13 protein-coding genes and 2 tRNA genes are annotated in these 15,284 nt (G+C 42.6%); 6 read left to right on the top strand and 9 right to left on the bottom strand.

The features are described from left to right. Window positions 1-130: 130 nt before the first annotated feature. Both AC2CZC_RS05870 and AC2CZC_RS05865 read left to right on the top strand, forming a co-directional pair. Complete coding sequence (locus tag AC2CZC_RS05870) at window positions 131-1,327, top strand: PrnB family protein (protein ID WP_484584150.1); 1,197 nt, start codon at window positions 131-133, stop codon at window positions 1,325-1,327. Beyond that, window positions 1,314-2,423, top strand: coding sequence for an aminotransferase class V-fold PLP-dependent enzyme (locus tag AC2CZC_RS05865; protein WP_484584149.1), 1,110 nt, complete (start codon window positions 1,314-1,316; stop codon window positions 2,421-2,423). Before AC2CZC_RS05870 ends, AC2CZC_RS05865 begins: the two co-directional genes overlap by 14 nt. A 7-nt stretch (window positions 2,424-2,430) precedes the next feature. Here the strand turns inward: AC2CZC_RS05865 and AC2CZC_RS05860 are convergent, their stop codons facing one another. The 4 genes from AC2CZC_RS05860 to AC2CZC_RS05845 form a co-directional block, all read right to left on the bottom strand. Further along, complete coding sequence (locus tag AC2CZC_RS05860) at window positions 2,431-3,180, bottom strand: MBL fold metallo-hydrolase (RefSeq protein ID WP_484584851.1); 750 nt, start codon at window positions 3,178-3,180, stop codon at window positions 2,431-2,433. 156 nt (window positions 3,181-3,336) lie between these two features. Next, window positions 3,337-3,429: transfer RNA gene (locus tag AC2CZC_RS05855), tRNA-Ser, on the bottom strand. Between the two features lie 18 nt (window positions 3,430-3,447). Next, window positions 3,448-3,538 (bottom strand) — tRNA-Ser (locus tag AC2CZC_RS05850). Window positions 3,539-3,738: 200 nt separating this feature from the next. Beyond that, a complete protein-coding gene (locus tag AC2CZC_RS05845) occupies window positions 3,739-3,888 on the bottom strand; it encodes a hypothetical protein (RefSeq protein WP_484584148.1) in 150 nt (49 codons plus the stop codon). Window positions 3,889-4,122: 234 nt separating this feature from the next. Here AC2CZC_RS05845 and AC2CZC_RS05840 point away from each other — a divergent pair, with 234 nt between their 5' ends. Continuing rightward, window positions 4,123-5,016, top strand: a complete 894-nt coding sequence (locus tag AC2CZC_RS05840) for a diacylglycerol/lipid kinase family protein (protein WP_484584147.1) — start codon at window positions 4,123-4,125, stop codon at window positions 5,014-5,016. On the opposite strand, the gene AC2CZC_RS05835 is transcribed toward AC2CZC_RS05840, so the two are convergent. Next, window positions 4,994-5,917: a DMT family transporter gene (locus tag AC2CZC_RS05835; RefSeq protein ID WP_484584146.1), complete on the bottom strand. Its 924-nt coding sequence runs from the start codon at window positions 5,915-5,917 to the stop codon at window positions 4,994-4,996. The two genes, AC2CZC_RS05840 and AC2CZC_RS05835, sit on opposite strands and share 23 nt — an antisense overlap. Window positions 5,918-6,035: 118 nt before the next feature. Between AC2CZC_RS05835 and AC2CZC_RS05830 the strand changes: the two genes are divergently transcribed. Continuing rightward, window positions 6,036-7,466 carry an aminotransferase-like domain-containing protein gene (locus AC2CZC_RS05830; RefSeq protein ID WP_484584145.1) on the top strand — a complete coding sequence of 477 codons (1,431 nt, stop codon included), beginning with the start codon at window positions 6,036-6,038 and terminating at the stop codon, window positions 7,464-7,466. A gap of 28 nt (window positions 7,467-7,494) precedes the next feature. On the opposite strand, the gene AC2CZC_RS05825 is transcribed toward AC2CZC_RS05830, so the two are convergent. Next, entirely contained in the window at window positions 7,495-8,283 is a 789-nt protein-coding gene (locus AC2CZC_RS05825) for a DUF2884 family protein (protein WP_484584144.1), read from the bottom strand. A 340-nt stretch (window positions 8,284-8,623) separates the two neighbouring features. Here AC2CZC_RS05825 and AC2CZC_RS05820 point away from each other — a divergent pair, with 340 nt between their 5' ends. Next, the gene (locus tag AC2CZC_RS05820; RefSeq protein ID WP_484584143.1) at window positions 8,624-8,806 is read left to right on the top strand and encodes a PA3496 family putative envelope integrity protein; all 183 of its coding nucleotides are present in this window, start codon (window positions 8,624-8,626) and stop codon (window positions 8,804-8,806) included. Between the two features lie 61 nt (window positions 8,807-8,867). Here AC2CZC_RS05820 and AC2CZC_RS05815 read toward each other — a convergent pair whose 3' ends face one another. After that, complete coding sequence (locus AC2CZC_RS05815) at window positions 8,868-9,317, bottom strand: c-type cytochrome (protein WP_484584142.1); 450 nt, start codon at window positions 9,315-9,317, stop codon at window positions 8,868-8,870. 363 nt (window positions 9,318-9,680) lie between these two features. On the opposite strand from AC2CZC_RS05815, the gene AC2CZC_RS05810 reads away from it, so the two are divergent. Beyond that, entirely contained in the window at window positions 9,681-14,069 is a 4,389-nt protein-coding gene (locus AC2CZC_RS05810) for a S8 family serine peptidase (RefSeq protein ID WP_484584141.1), read from the top strand. Window positions 14,070-14,246: 177 nt separating this feature from the next. On the opposite strand, the gene AC2CZC_RS05805 is transcribed toward AC2CZC_RS05810, so the two are convergent. Both AC2CZC_RS05805 and AC2CZC_RS05800 read right to left on the bottom strand, forming a co-directional pair. Beyond that, entirely contained in the window at window positions 14,247-14,678 is a 432-nt protein-coding gene (locus tag AC2CZC_RS05805; protein ID WP_063360913.1) for a DUF2721 domain-containing protein, read from the bottom strand. A gap of 26 nt (window positions 14,679-14,704) precedes the next feature. Next, on the bottom strand, window positions 14,705-15,211 hold the full coding sequence (locus tag AC2CZC_RS05800; protein ID WP_484584140.1) for a TlpA family protein disulfide reductase: 507 nt from the start codon (window positions 15,209-15,211) through the stop codon (window positions 14,705-14,707). Between the last annotated feature and the right edge of the window lie 73 nt (window positions 15,212-15,284).

Raw genomic sequence — 15,284 nt, 5'->3', positions numbered from 1 at the left:
AATTCTGCTACTTTTTTGTATTTAAAGTTGGTATTCCTCTAATAGAGTTTAACGATTAATAAATAATTGGCAAATATTGCTTCTGGTGTTTTGTTAGCCTGTTACTAATGCAATTTTCAGGATTTTAACAATGACAAAAAGAACAAAAGAGTTTGATCACTGGATTAGAAATGAGTTCGTCATACTCAATGATACGTTAGAGGGTATGTACCGTGAGCAAGCAGATCCGGCGAATGTGGTTGGTGTGGGTGAAGAGGTAAAACAGCAATTACTGTCACAAGGGCAGAAATATATTGAAGCGCTGCTCAAAGAGGGGAACACCGATGAAGGGTTTGACAACGCATTTGATCTACTGGGTAATGTTGGCTTGTATATGGCTGCATGTCGTAGGCATGAGTTGACAGAACCAAGTAGAGAGCGACATTCTCCATTAAAAGAGGCATCCGCACTTGCTATGCATATTGGCTCATCTATTGGTGTGACGCCAAGGTTTGCAACAGCACATTTAACAACACACAATACTTCTATTAATGGGACATACAAGCGATTTACCAGCGATCCGGCTGAAAAGCTTTTTATCGATTATAATACACGCGGCATTTTGGCGTATAAACGTGCTGCAGAGGCGCTGTTAAAAGTGCAGCCGCTGGGTATTTCACACCCTATGACACCGGTTTTGCTGGAGGAGGTAAAGCGTGCGCTGGTGGACGTGATTAATTCGAATCAGGCCTTATTTAAGCAGTTAGATACAACCTCATTTTTTTATGTCGTCAGGCCATATTACAAGCCATATCGTGTTGGGAAAGAGGTTTATCGTGGTGCGAATGCCGGTGATTTCGCAGGGATTAATGTGATTGATATGATGCTGGGCTTGTGCCAAGCCAATGATGTGGATTACGCCCAAATCTTAGTCGAAAAGTTACTATATATGATGCCCGAAGATCAGGCGACGTTAAAAGAATGCATGCGCTTACCAAATTTACTTGATGCATTTTTAGCTGCGCAATCACATTGTCATGAAAGCTGGTATCAAGAGGCGCTTAAAGTCTTTTTGCAAGCGTGTAAATTACATGGTGATACGGCAATACAGCATCATAATCAACTAGTAGAAAAGTATATTTGCGGGCCTGCTAAAAACTTAGCCAATCAACATCTAGATAAAGTGACTGCCAGCGGCCCACCCTTACAGGTGTTACTGGGTCAGCTCGAAACCCTGCGAGATAAAAGAGCGGCTGCAAAACGCGCTGATCTAGATACGCGTCATGATGACTTAAAGGTATTGCGACAGTCTTTGATAAAATCTGAGGTTCACCATGCAAGCGAATGATTTTTTTATGCCAGAGGGCACTTATTTATTAAGCCACTCGGTGGGGCGTATGTTAAAGACAGCGCCTGCGCATTTTACAGAGCAATTTTTTAATCCATGGCAGCAACAAAATCGTGAACCTTGGGCGCAATGGTTAGCAGGCGTGATGCAGTTTAATCAGGCATTGGCAAAGTTATTAAATAGCCATGCAGATAATTTTTGTCCTCAAGCAAATTTGTCCAGTGGATTGACAAAGTGGCTCATGAGTCAATCATCGCTGCAAAATAGGCGGGTGCGTGTTTTGCTTAGTGAAGATGATTTTCCGAGCATGGGGTTTGTATTGCAACAGGCACTTGATGATGTTGAATTGTGCTTTATACCTGCCGGTGAAGATATGAGCGCGCTATCTACTTGGCAGGCACATTTAAACCAGCATTATGATTTGGTGTTTGTCAGTCATGTGTATTCTAATACTGGTCAGCAAGCACCTGTGCTAGACATTATCCCTGTGGCTAAACAGCTTGGCTGTAAAGTGATTGTAGATATTGCGCAATCCGCGGGTATTTTGAATGTGGACTTGTCTTTATGGCAAGCCGATTGTGTTCTTGGGTCGTGTGTAAAGTGGTTATGTGGTGGCCCCGGTGCCGGGTTTCTTTGGGTGTCTAACGAGTCTTTGGCTATGTGCGCGCCGAAAGATGTCGGTTGGTTTTCTCACCAAAATCCATTTGAGTTTGATATTCATCATTTTGCTGCACATGACACTGCGCTGCGTTTTTGGGGGGGAACACCTTCAGTTGCTCCTTATATTATGGCCGCTAATAGTATTGATGCTTTGAATGAGTTTGGCATTGAGCGAATACGAGCACACAATTTGCAATTATTAGCGCGGATCTGGCAGGCGTTACCACAGCTGTGCACTTCGCCAAAAAATGCAGAGCAATGTTCAGGAACCCTGATTATGAATACAGGCAGTAAGCTCGAGGCTTGCTTACATGCTTTAACTGAGCAGAATATTGCTGTTGATGCGAGGCGTTATGGGCTGCGTATTTCGCCGCATATATATAATAATGCCACGGAAGTTGAGCAATTCATTGAGGTGATAAACTCACTGACATAAATCAAAATTATTTAAAACCAAGGGCTTTTTTGGTTTTGGCTTTGACTGAACGCCAGTGTGTGACTGGTACTTTGGGTGCCAGTTTATCAAGGTGATCAAAATTAATGTCACTGAATGAGAGCTCACCTTGATGCGCTAAAATAATGTGAGTTGGTTTGATCTCCCTGATCCTTTGTAAAGAATGACGATACCTGTTTGGATAAAAAACTGGATACGGGGGAATGAGCTGGCCTTTGACTTTAACTAAGAGATCAGCAACGTATAGGCGTTGTGTTTCATGATGAAAAAGGGAAAGATCTCTGTCAGTATGACCTGGCGTATGCAACACTTGCCACTGAGGAAAGTCAGGTAGATAGTCGCTATCGGATAGGTAGTAATCAGCATTTAGCTTGCGGCTATACCATAAGTTTTTGCGCGCTTTGTTTTTACGTCCTGCAACCCATAGGGCGAGGAAAATATCAGACCAATGCATCAATATCCCATCGATACCACTGTACCAATGGCCATCAACTTTCGCTGTGGCGATTTTTGCGCCCGTTCGCTTTCTGAGCAAATGGGCTCCGCCTGCATGATCCGGATGCATATGGGTGACGACGATCAGTTTAAGATCGCTCAATGATCTTAACAGCACGTGACCGATGAAGTCACAGACAAGATCAACATCTGCACGTGTGCAGCCGTCAAGTAAGAGTAATTTTTCAGGATATTCAACTAAGTAAATTTGCTGAATATAGCCATCGATAAAGTGGATCTGCATCTGGGTTATCAAGTTTGCGACTAGTATCTATATTCATAACACATCTGACCAGTTTGTGAAGCGCAAATATTAATGAATGGAAAAAGGGATCGAAAATAGGGGTGTAAATTTCAGACATAAAAAAACCGTCCATAGGACGGTTTTTTTACAAGATAATGGCGGAGGGGGAGGGATTCGAACCCTCGATAGGGCTACAAACCCTATACTCCCTTAGCAGGGGAGCGCCTTCAGCCACTCGGCCACCTCTCCGGCGCAAAACTTTAAATATGGCGGAGAGATAGGGATTTGAACCCTAGATACGCTATTAACGTATGCCGGTTTTCAAGACCGGTGCTTTCAACCACTCAGCCATCTCTCCATGGGCAACGATAATACTTATGGAATGAGTCGCTGTAAATAGTTTTTTAATCGTTTGCTGAAAAAATAGACAAAAAAGCGAAGTTATTGAATTGTTTGCCTGAAATTTATACTTTCTGGTAGGCTGTGTCTAAAATATAGACGCACATTCTACCTTGATGACCGGTGTAGGTTGGTCATCAAGGGAGTGGAGCTTGTTGTTTACTTATGCATGACCACGTGGCTGAGACTCAGTGTACGTCCAATTTTGCTAAACCAAGCCATCCATTTGATCTGAGGTTTAGTTGCAATTGGGTTTATTGATTCTTCAGTGGTCTGAGTATGGCCGCACGCAGCAGCTGAGTTAAGCATAGTTTTACTCCAAGTTGTTGACGGATTAATAATTTACTTGGCCATTTTGCATGCGATTTGGTTGAATTTAAAACGATAAAAATTGCCTCTGAAGCATTAGAAAAAGTAATGAATAAATTATCCTTGAAGGTTCAATATTGAGCTAGTGAATATTTATGCAATGGTTTTTTGTGGTTTATTTGGGTTTTGCGGTTTTAATTTTGATCGTTTGAATAGTTATTCAGATAAAAAATATTGGGGTTTTTTGTATTGTTAGTTGTTTATAGGCCGCATCGCGGAAAAAAAATGTTGGCGCACAAGGCATGGCTGGAAAAAATGGCCATGCAGCGACAATTAAATCTGCAATGGTACGCAACGTGTGGCTGTTTTGATAAGGATGTTGCACAGGTCAAGCTGCTGTTGATGTATCATCAGCAAATCACTGTATTAGGGGGGGATGGCACATTAAATATGGTCGTGAATGCGTTATTTGATGGGGAGCAAGTATCTCAGTCTGCATCAGATAAGCGAATGGCGATATTACCGTGTGGCACTGGTAACGACTTTGCAAGGTCATTTGGGTACTCATTAGCTCAGTGGCGTAGTGCAGTATTTTCTGAGTGTAGCCGTCAAGTTGATGTTGGCTGCGTGGATCAGCGCTACTTTATTAACATGGCGGGAATTGGGTTTAATGCTGAAGTTGTGGAGTCTATGGCTGGCGAAAAACGCTTTGGTGCAATGAGCTATACCTTTTTTGGTATAGCAAAATTACTGACCTATGGTGGCATGGATGTGAAAATTGATGGTGTTAAGCAATCTGTCATGATGTGCCTTTTTGCCAATGGGCGTCATTTTGCGGCTGGGTTGACACCAACGCCGAGCGCGGCACTAGACAGTGGCGCATTGCAAATGTTGGCGATACCTGCGTGCTCATTGCCGAAGCGATTATTGAGCTTTGCGTTGATGTTGGTAGGTCTGCACACTAGACTGCCTTGGGTGAAAGTCAGCAGTGGGCAATGTTTTGAAATAAGCTCACAGGGGGCGAAAATTGAAGCGGATGGTGAATTAATTGCAGTAACGCCAGCTAGGGTAACCACACATGCGGCGTTACTGAGACTTAATGTGCCTAATTCGTTTGATATTGCTTAGCGGTCGAAAATGGTGTGTATTTAACAAGTAATTTTTTAGGCAACAGCACTAATAAGTTACCTGCGCAGATCAAGCCAAAGCCGATAAATGTATTTACCTGCCACGTAAATCCTTCAAACAAGGTACTGAGCACCACCGCAACGATCGGAAATAACACTATGATGTAGCTGGCGCGTTCTGGCCCGATGTTTTTTAGCAATGAGAAGTAACAGGCAAAGGCGATGACCGTACCAAAAACAGCAAGGTAAAAAAGAGACACCCAATAACTTGTATCCGCTTCAATTGTAAAAGACAGTGGACTGATTGCAGTATACGCGCCAAGTAATAGACTACTATAAAGCATGCCCCACGCATTACCTTCTAGTACACCGATTTCGCGATTGGAGTTACGGATACTGACCATGTTGCCGAGTGATGCGGCAAACGTACCGAGCAAGGCTAATGCAAGTCCTGTTAATGTGGTTGTTGATAAATCGGTGCCACCAAGCACATGCCAAAATAGGCTTACAATCCCTAAAATGCCAAGACCTGCGCCGATGTAACTCTTAAAGGCGATTGGCTTAGCAAAAAAGATGCGTGTGTTGATCATGTTTAAGATCAGCATAAACGAGAAGGCAATGGAGGCCATCGCGGAAGATAAAGTGCCCTGTGCCCAATATAAAAATAAGTAGTTCAGGCCAAAATTACCTATGGCTAAGAGTATAAAAAAACCGTGGTCGATAAGATTGAATCGCATTGGTAATTTTCGCCAAAGGACAAATCCCCACATGCACATGGCAGAGATAGCAAAGCGGTAAAATAGCGAGACGACTTCGTTGACCTGACCCAGTTGAAATTCAATAGCCAGCCAAGTAGAGCCCCAAATAAGAACAGTCATGATGTATAACAGCCAATTTCTCATTGCTGGTCCTTGTGTGAGTTGATTATTGCAGCAGGTAGCAGTTTACTCGGATAATCTGTGTATAATAGATACAGAAAAATACAATTTTTACCTATACAGATTTGACGGCAGGGCATCTATGCAAAACGGTCAGTTTCTTTATCAGCATGTGATTGAAGTCATCAATGGCATGGTTTCTCAGCAAATACTTAAACCGGGTGATAAGTTGCCTTCATTGCGAAAATTAGCGCAACAATTGTCTGTGAGTATCCCGACAGTGAAACAAGCTTATTATTATCTTGAGGGACAAGGTCGAATATATTCGCGAGAAAAATCAGGGTATTTTTTATCTGAAGATGAGCAAACGACGCTGCCCCGCCGATGCAAGCTTGCGATGGCGCCAACAGAAGTAAACAAGCAATCTTTAATCGAGCAGGTATATGAGGGGATCCACGGACAACATGAGGCGAAATTCGGCATTGCTAACCCTGTGACGGCGATGAGTGATGAAGCTGTATTGGCGAAAATGATGCGCAGTGCTCTGAAGCAAGCGGGCGATCAAATGCTTCAATATGGTGCGATGGATGGGTTGTTAAAACTGAAGCAGCAAATTGCCCAGCGTTATTTACGTATGGGCTTATCGGCTTCTATTGACGATATTGTAATTACCAATGGCGCCCAAGAAGCATTAGCGATAGCGCTGCAATGTGTCACGCAACCTGGTGATGTTGTGGCGATTGAATCTCCGGGCTACTTTGGCATCATCGAGCTTATTGAAAACTTAGGGCTACGCGCATTAGAAATCCCTGTTTGTCCAGATGATGGGTTATGGCTTGAAGATTTGGCGCAGGCGCTTATTCAGCACGATGTTAAAGCGTGTATATGTTCGACCAGTATTAATAATCCAGTGGGCAGCGTCATGCCTGAGGATCGTCGCCAAAGTTTACTTTCAATGTTAGTAGACAATAATGTTACCTTGATTGAAGATGATGTTTATGGTGATTTGCACTTTTCTCAATACCGCGCCAAGCCGATTCAGTATTACGCCCAATCTAGACAAGTTATCACGTGTGACTCATTTTCAAAAACAGCCGCGCCGAGTTATCGCATTGGGTGGATGTTAGCACCTGGATATGCACAAAGGGCAAGGCGTTTTAAACGTGCATTAAGCTGCTCTTCTTCATTGATGAATCAATGGGTTTTGGCAGATTACTTAGCATCAGGCGCGTACGACAGACACCTTAAAAAGTTGCGCCTGAGATTACAAGAAAACAAGCAAAAAATGCTGGGTTGTATTCGTCGACATTTTCCAGACAATACCAGGATCAGTGATCCCAAGGGCGGTTGTGTTGTCTGGATTGAGCTGGATAAAAGTGTGGATGGTGGTGTGTTATTCAATTTAGCGATAGCGCAGGGGATCAGCCTAACACCTGGGCAGTTATTTAGTGCAACAGAGCGGTTTCAAAACTGTATTCGATTAAGTTTTGGTTTACCTTGGCAGGCTAAACATGAAACGAGTTTAAAGCAATTAGGAGAGATGGTATCTGCCGCATTAAGTCAGCCAAAATAAAGACTCACTTAATGCGTAGAGCAGAGGTTTATTGTACCGAGTAGCGCATTAGTGCGTACCCAGAAAGGGTAGGCATAGATTGAGATAACCTTTCCTCTTGTATCGCAATTTTTTCAAATTGATGGCAAAGCGACTCTGCGCGTGACTCTAGCTGCTCTGCTTGTACGGTAACACGTTGTTCGATGCTCTCACCTAGTTTTTCCATTCGTTGTTCAAAGGTGTTGAAGTCACCATTGGCTTGTTTCATTTCAGAGCCAATGGACATAAGTAAGGTACCGATTGACTCAAACATAGCACTTTTCACGGCACTTTCGACACGAGACTCAAATTCATGCTCAAATTTTTCACCAAAGTTTGACATTACTTCTTCACCCATCACAAAGCTCCCTTCTTGATAAAAGGTATTGTGTACTTCATCGTTGAGCTCGTCTAACAAGCCAGATAAGTCATCTAAGCTATCTAGATTAAAAGCCGTTGCCACTTCATCCAATGCGACACTGGCGATGCCGACAGCTTCAGTCGCTACGTCAGCGACTTTTGGCAGCTCTACACGCAATGTCTCCGCATAAAGTGCAAGTGCTCTTTGCTGCTCTGGTGTGACTTGGATCCCTTGGTCATTGATATATAACGTACCGTTTGCCGTTATCATCATTTGCTGATTGCCACTTTGCGTAATAAATACTTCCTGAGGCGTTATTTTAACATTGTTATGAAACTCGACTTGGCAATTATCATTGGTAATTGAAAACTCATGATCATTGTGTGCATATACGGAAGTTGAAGATAAAATTGCGAGAGAAATAATTGTGTTTTTCATGGCTTAGCTCTTATTTTGTTGATGACGATAAATATTAACCAAGGATAATGCCAATATTATAAATTTAATATTTATCAATAACTTATATTTTCATGTTGGTAGTGAAAGAAGGTGTTTGTTAAATGTTTTAGCCAAGTTTTAGTGGTTTTCATTAATATTTAGTTTGATTGTTTTTATTCATCGTAACGATAAAAATCATTCACTGTAAAAGTGACCTGTTTAGAGCTAAATAAGGTATTAATCGGAGTGTGCCTGTGTAGGTTGTGACTCCGACGTGGCAACGCGTAAGCTGATATCCGTGTTTAAATGGTTGAGCTATTTATGTAAATAGGAGCACATCATGGGTAAAACATATTCCTATGATCCATGGGATGATGAATATCAAGATGAACTGGGCGCATTGAATGAGAAAGATGCGAACCAGCAGCGGCAAAAAGTGCGCAAAAAGCTAGATGACTATCTTGAGCAAAAACGATTGCGAAGGCATTTAGGAGATGATGAGTTTGATTTTTATGACGATTGATTTTGTAGTAGAAGGGCGCAAAAAATTGCGCCTCTTTTATTATCGATGACGTGCAAGGTAATTAATCTTTAAACGACTTATGACAGTCTTTACAGCCTTTAGCCCAGTTTCTAAAAGCACTTGCAATGACTTTTTTATCCCCAGATTCTGAAGCTTTAGCGAGCTCTTGTGCATACTGTGCGAACTTAGAGGCTTTTTCATCAAATGCCTTTCTGTCGCTCCAAATTGCAGGTAATGCGCTGGTGTCGCCTTTATCAGAGCCAGCAACAAATGCTTCCCATGGCATGCTCGAAAGCTGTGCGGCATTATGGGCGCGTTGTTTGAAGCGTTCGGCATCAAAAGGCACTTTACCCTTCAGCATGTCACCCATGTCGCCGATTTGATAGCGGATGAGCTGAAATGCCGCTTTACGATATTCAATTGCGTCTTCTTTTTCTTCAAAGAGTGTATTGGCGTTTACTTGCATGCTCATTCCTGCAAGCAGCGCTAATAATGTTAATGACTTCTTCATGCGTTGCCCCTTAAATAAATAGTCCCTACCTTTTTAAGGGTTTCTAATATATTTAGCAAGATTATTAGTCTAATAACTAGACGCATTTACAATGATGAAAACAATTTGTTGCTTTTTGGGGGACTAGTTTTTTCAAGTGTTTACATATGCGTCACCCCCAATCTGTTTACTTTTGTTTACATGGGTGTTTTTTATTAATTAACAATAACTTGCGAACTTGAATAAAATTAAAGTTTAAAAAATGTAACTTAATTGAGTTTCCATTATTGCAATTAACCATGTAGTCACATTATATTGATGAGTGATTCTACTCTCTTAAATATAAATAAACACCAAATTAAACAAAAAGTCCTAGGGGAAACTATGGCCAAGTATTCATTCAAAGCGACAGCAGTAGCTATTGCTGTCTCAGGCGCACTGACAACAGCGGCTGCGGGTGCTGCTACATTAGAAAATCATGCGCGTGTACTTAGTACTGATGTAACTAAATTCTCACAAACAGCCAAGCAAGAAGCACGTATTACTGCTTTCATGGTTGTACTAAAGCAAGAAACTGCTGCTGACCTTATGGAGCGTGGTAACTACTCTGTTAGTGATGCACGTGCAACGTACGCGTCAATTGAAGCTGCACAGCAAGACGTTACTCAACAGCTTGTGGAAGAGGTTGAGGGTATCAAGGTCGTTGGCTCAACTAAGCTACTGGCATCTACTTTAATCGTTGAAGCATCAGCAGAAGCGCTAGCGAAAATTAAAAAAAATAAAAACGTAGCGCGCATATTACCACTTCGTGATTACGAGCTACATGTTGCCGATGCCAATGAGTACATCAAAGCTGCACCAGTAAACCTATCTGGTTATACAGGTGAAGGCCAAAGAGTTGCTGTACTAGACACTGGTCTTGATTACACGCACGCAGCATTTGGCGGTGAGGGCACTAAAGAAGCTTATGAAGAAGCCCAGTCAGATCCAAGAGCTGTCACATGGCCACAAGGTCAGGCTATTGGTGGTTATGACTTTATTCGTGACGACCCAGATCCGATAGAGAATGATCCGAATTTCCCTGATCCAACAAGTCCTGATGATGGTGCATCTTCACACGGTACATCAGTATCTCACTCAGTAACAGGTATCGCACCAGATGTTGAGCTTTATGCATATTCAGTATGTGGCGGTGGCTGTCCGTTTGCAGCTCAGTTAGGCGCATTAGAAGCTGCAATGGATCCAAATGGTGATGGTGATATCAGTGACCGTGTTGATGTTATTAACATGTCACTGGGCGGTGAATTCGGTTCAACTGTGACTTCTGAAATGGACGGTACACAATACCTAATTCATAAGTTCGTTAAATTAGGCACAAACGTTGTTATCTCTGCAGGTAACGATGGTAACAACCCATTCCGTATTGGTGGTCCAAGTACGACGCCAAATGCACTGTCTGTTGGCGCAATGGGTCACCCAACGATTAATGATCTATTTGCTGTTGGTACGGTTGCTGGCAATCGTGTTGAAGTAGGTACTGCCGGTTTTGGTTTCCAAGGTGAGTTTGCATTTTCTAGCGATGATGTTGAACTTGTATATCCGGAAGCAGCGCCAGAAGGTTGTTTAGTTGAAGATCAAAACAACCCTGGTGAATTTTTAAATCCTTTCGCGGATATGGACTTTACAGGTAAAGCTGTACTGATTGACCGTGGTGCATGTGCATTCACTGAGAAAGCGCTTAATGCCCAAGAGCGAGGTGCTGCATACGTTATTATCGCAAATAATGGTCCAGGTGAAGCACCTGGGTTAGGTGGCTCAAACCCTGCGGTAACAATTCCTACTATTTCTGTTCAGCAAGCTGTTGGCACGCAAATCAAAGATATTCTTGCTACAAATCAGCAGCCAGAGTTCAACTTTAGCGTTGAATCACATCTTGCGATTGATACTGTTGCTGACTTCTCATCACGTGGCCCTTCAATGGACGGTTTACTTAAACCAGAAATTACAGCTCCGGGTGTTAACATCCAAGTTGCAGCGACAGGTACGTATACCGAGCTAGCTGGCGCAACAGGTACCTCTTTCTCAGGTCCAATTACAGCGGGTGCCGTTGCTCTAGTGCGTGAAGCAAGGCCTGAGCTAAATGCTGAAGAAATCAAAGCAGTTCTGATGAACACAGCAAACCTAAATGTGATCATGGAACCTACTACGGTCTCAGCTGAGCCAGTATTAGCACCTATTAGTTTAATTGGTGCAGGCTTGGTCGACGTGGAAAAAGCGGTGGCTTCAGAAGCGGTTGCTTGGGTTGCACAAGAAGAGTTTGATACGAACCAAGGCGCATTGTCATTCGGTTTTGATGTACTTGATGAGACGACTTCTTATACTAAAACGGTAACACTTAAAAACTTCTCAGCTGAAGCGAAAACATATAGCTTACGTAAAGAAGCGCGTTACGCCAATGATGACGAAACAGGCGCTCTAAGCTGGGATTATCCAGAAGAAGTAATGGTGCCTGCAGGTCAAGCTATCGAGTTTGATGTCACTATTACGATTGACCCAAGCAAGCTGCCTGAATGGGATTTACCAAATCCACAAGACTATGATGGTCAAAAAGCAAGACCGACTGCGCTGACATTGTCAGAGTTTGACGGTGCACTTATCTTTGATGATGCGTCGACAGACGGCGATCATGATATTCACCTTGTTTATCATGTGTTACCGAAAGCTGCTGAATCTCTAGAGTTTAGCTATGACGATGATAACAAGTTAGCCGTAGTTAACACTGGATTCGATACTCTGCCTGTATACACAGAGCAGCTTGTTGCTATGAATAGCGAAGCTGGAGAGGGTGATGAGGCCTTTGCAATTAAAGGGGTTACATTCACTGCAGTTGCATCTCAAAATTGTGGTTCTGGTGCGTTCTTCACTGCATCTGTTGTCCTAGAGGACGAGCTGTTAATGCACCGTCAAGCAGGTTATCAAGTAAATCTTGATATCAATAATGATGGCGTTCATGACTATGCGTTAGCAAACTATAATGATGTGGGTAGAAGTGCTGCAGTTATCGGCCGTATGAGGACAGTAAGTGGTCAGATTGTAGATGGTAACCCTGTATGGGCATTCTTAACTGCTGGTTATCATCAAAGTGGTACAGACACTGTCACTTTCTCAGGCTGTACAGATATCATCGGTTTAACGTCAGCTGACTTCTCAAATGATACCCAGCAAACAACAATTGGTGTTGAAGCGTTAGTGGGCTATGACAATTATCAATTAGGTATTTCTTCAGTAACAGATTCTATCGCTGGTACCGCGAATTTCACTAACTTGGCAACTGCAGTGTTAGAGGATGCATCAGGTCAACGTGTAACTCGCTTAGAGCCTGGTCAAAAAGCGTTCGTTAATGCCGTCGGCGCGTTTGCTATCACAAGTGACAACGGCATTGTGACTGCAGTTACAGAGCAAAACTTAGCTGGCCCAACAGAACCAGAAACACCAGCACCTGAAATTGTTGAAGCATCATTCGATGTTGCTGAAAACACTGAAACGGGCACTGTGTTTGGACAAATTGAGCTTGTAGAACATGAAGGTGCAGCTGATATCTCTGAGTTCTTAGTACGTTCGAGCAACCATGCTGGTGTGACTGTATCTAAATCAGGTGAATTAGTTGTTGCTGACGCTAAATTGCTTGACTATGAAGCTGGTCACATGGCGACGCTTTCAGTTGTTGCAATTGATGTTGAAGGCAACATGTCTGATGAAGCTGAAATTGCTGTAAACATCACCAACGAAGTTGATGAAGTTGATGAGATGACGCCGATTATCGCAGAAGGCCAAGAGTTCAACGTTCAAGAGAATGCTGAAGCAGGTACTGTGATTGGTCAACTTGCGTTTATGGATCAAGACGACAATGTTGTTAAGTTTGTAGTTGAAGGCTTAGATGCAATTGCAATTGATGCTGAGGGTCAAATCACAGTAGTGGGTGAAGTAGACTTCGATTCAGGCGAAACAATTGAAGCAATGGTTGTTGCTATGGATGCTGACGATTTAGAATCAAAAGCTGTGACCGTGGTATTCAACATTGAAGAAGATGAATCCGAAGGCAAGCCGATGATCGAAGAAGATCAGAGCTTTGATATTGAAGAGAATAGCCCAATTGGTACAGTGATTGGCCAGCTAGCTTTCTCTGATTTCGACAATGATGTCGTTGAGTTCATCGTATCTGGTAGTGAGCTAGTCACTGTAGATGAGAAAGGCCAAGTGCTTGTTGCCGGTGACTTGGATTTCGAGTTTGACCGCCAGTTCAGCTTTGACGTTAAAGCAAAAGACGCACAAGGTAAGTATTCAGACAAGGTGCGTGTTGAAGTCCGTTTAACTGATGTTGATGAAGACGCAGGCACGCCGATGATCGAAGAAGGTCAGAGCTTCAATATCGAAGAGAACAGCCCAATTGGTACAGTGATTGGCCAGCTAACGTTCTCTGATTTAGATAATGATGTTGTTGAGTTTATCGTATCTGGTAGTGAACTAATCTCTGTGAATGAGAAAGGTCAAGTGCTTGTTTCTGGTAACTTGGACTTTGAATTTGACCGCCAGTTCAGCTTTAACGTGAAAGCGAAAGATGCACTAGAGCAGTATTCAGAGACGGTTCGTGTGGAAATTCGCTTGATTGATGTTGACGAAGACAATGGTGACGATGATGATTCAGGTTCATTAGCTTGGTTAACATTACTTGCTGCACCATTTGCTGCGCTACGTCGCCGTAAGCAAAAGTAATTTGTTTATATCAACTTAAGTTGATAATCATAAAATGAAAAACACCGGCATTAGCCGGTGTTTTTTTATGTGTGGTGAAAGCTGCGACAACGCGTTGTGAAAAAAGGGCTTTATCCCTCCTTGTCTTGTTTTTCACCTTATTGAAAGTATTAGAGGTTAGTCAGTATCGTAATTAAACTACCCTATATCTTTGAAAATCATACCGCGTCGCATACTGCGTGTCGCTAACATGACTTCGGCCAATAGCGCTAAAAAAGCGCCTATTAAGAGTAACATCGCGGCGATGAAGCAGCTTGAAATTGTCACACCAAGTGCCCAGGTATATAAATGGGAAATAAATAACAAGACGACGACAGCACACACCATGAGTGCACTGAGCACACTCATACTAAATGCGACATGGATACAGCGAGAGCGTTTTAATAAAGCACGCATCTCTTGTGTGAAAGTAAAGTGTAATGCCTCATCCAAGTTTGCATTGAGCTTTCTATCAAGCAGCCTTGCCCTGTCAGTGATCCGTGCTAAACGATTAGATAAAACCCCAAGAAAAGCGGCAATACCCGTTAATAAAAAAACGGGTGCAACCGCAGTTTGGATAACTTTGGCCATCGTTAAAATGCTGACCACATCTGAATTTAATTCCACTTGACCTGCTCAATAATATTGTCTGTTTCGCCTATTAAAGTGTTAACTACACGGTTATTTTCATCAAGTAGGATTAGGCGAGGTACGCCTTTATTTGCATATTGGCTGTATATCGTGCGTTTTTCATCGCTGATAAGGGGAAAGTCCAGATTATATTCTTGAGCAAACTGCGTGAGAGTGGCGGTGTTCTCTTCTCGACCAATAGCAAGAATAGTCAGTGTTTTGTCTTCGATAAGATTAGAAGCATTGAGCTGTTTAAACAGACGTTGCGAGTCAGAGCACCATGTCGCAAAAAGTATGACTAACTTTTTTGATGATTGATCACGCAAATTAATCGTTTGGCCATGAATGTCTGTCAATGAAAGATGTTTAAACACTTCCCCTTGGCTTATATAGGTTTCATAATCAGGGTTTGGTGTCACTTCTGTGGTGCCACATGCACTGATCGATAAACACAAAGCAGCGGCAGTGCCGATTGTGAATAGACTTTTTATCATTATGTATTTCCTTATGTTAGGCTGGCGTTATTTACGCGTATTTTGCATCACTTAGCAAGCTTTGTGGTGGGCG

The organism is Pseudoalteromonas sp. MMG033 (genome assembly GCF_057197785.1).
This window is presented reverse-complemented; position numbering and strand designations above follow the sequence as displayed.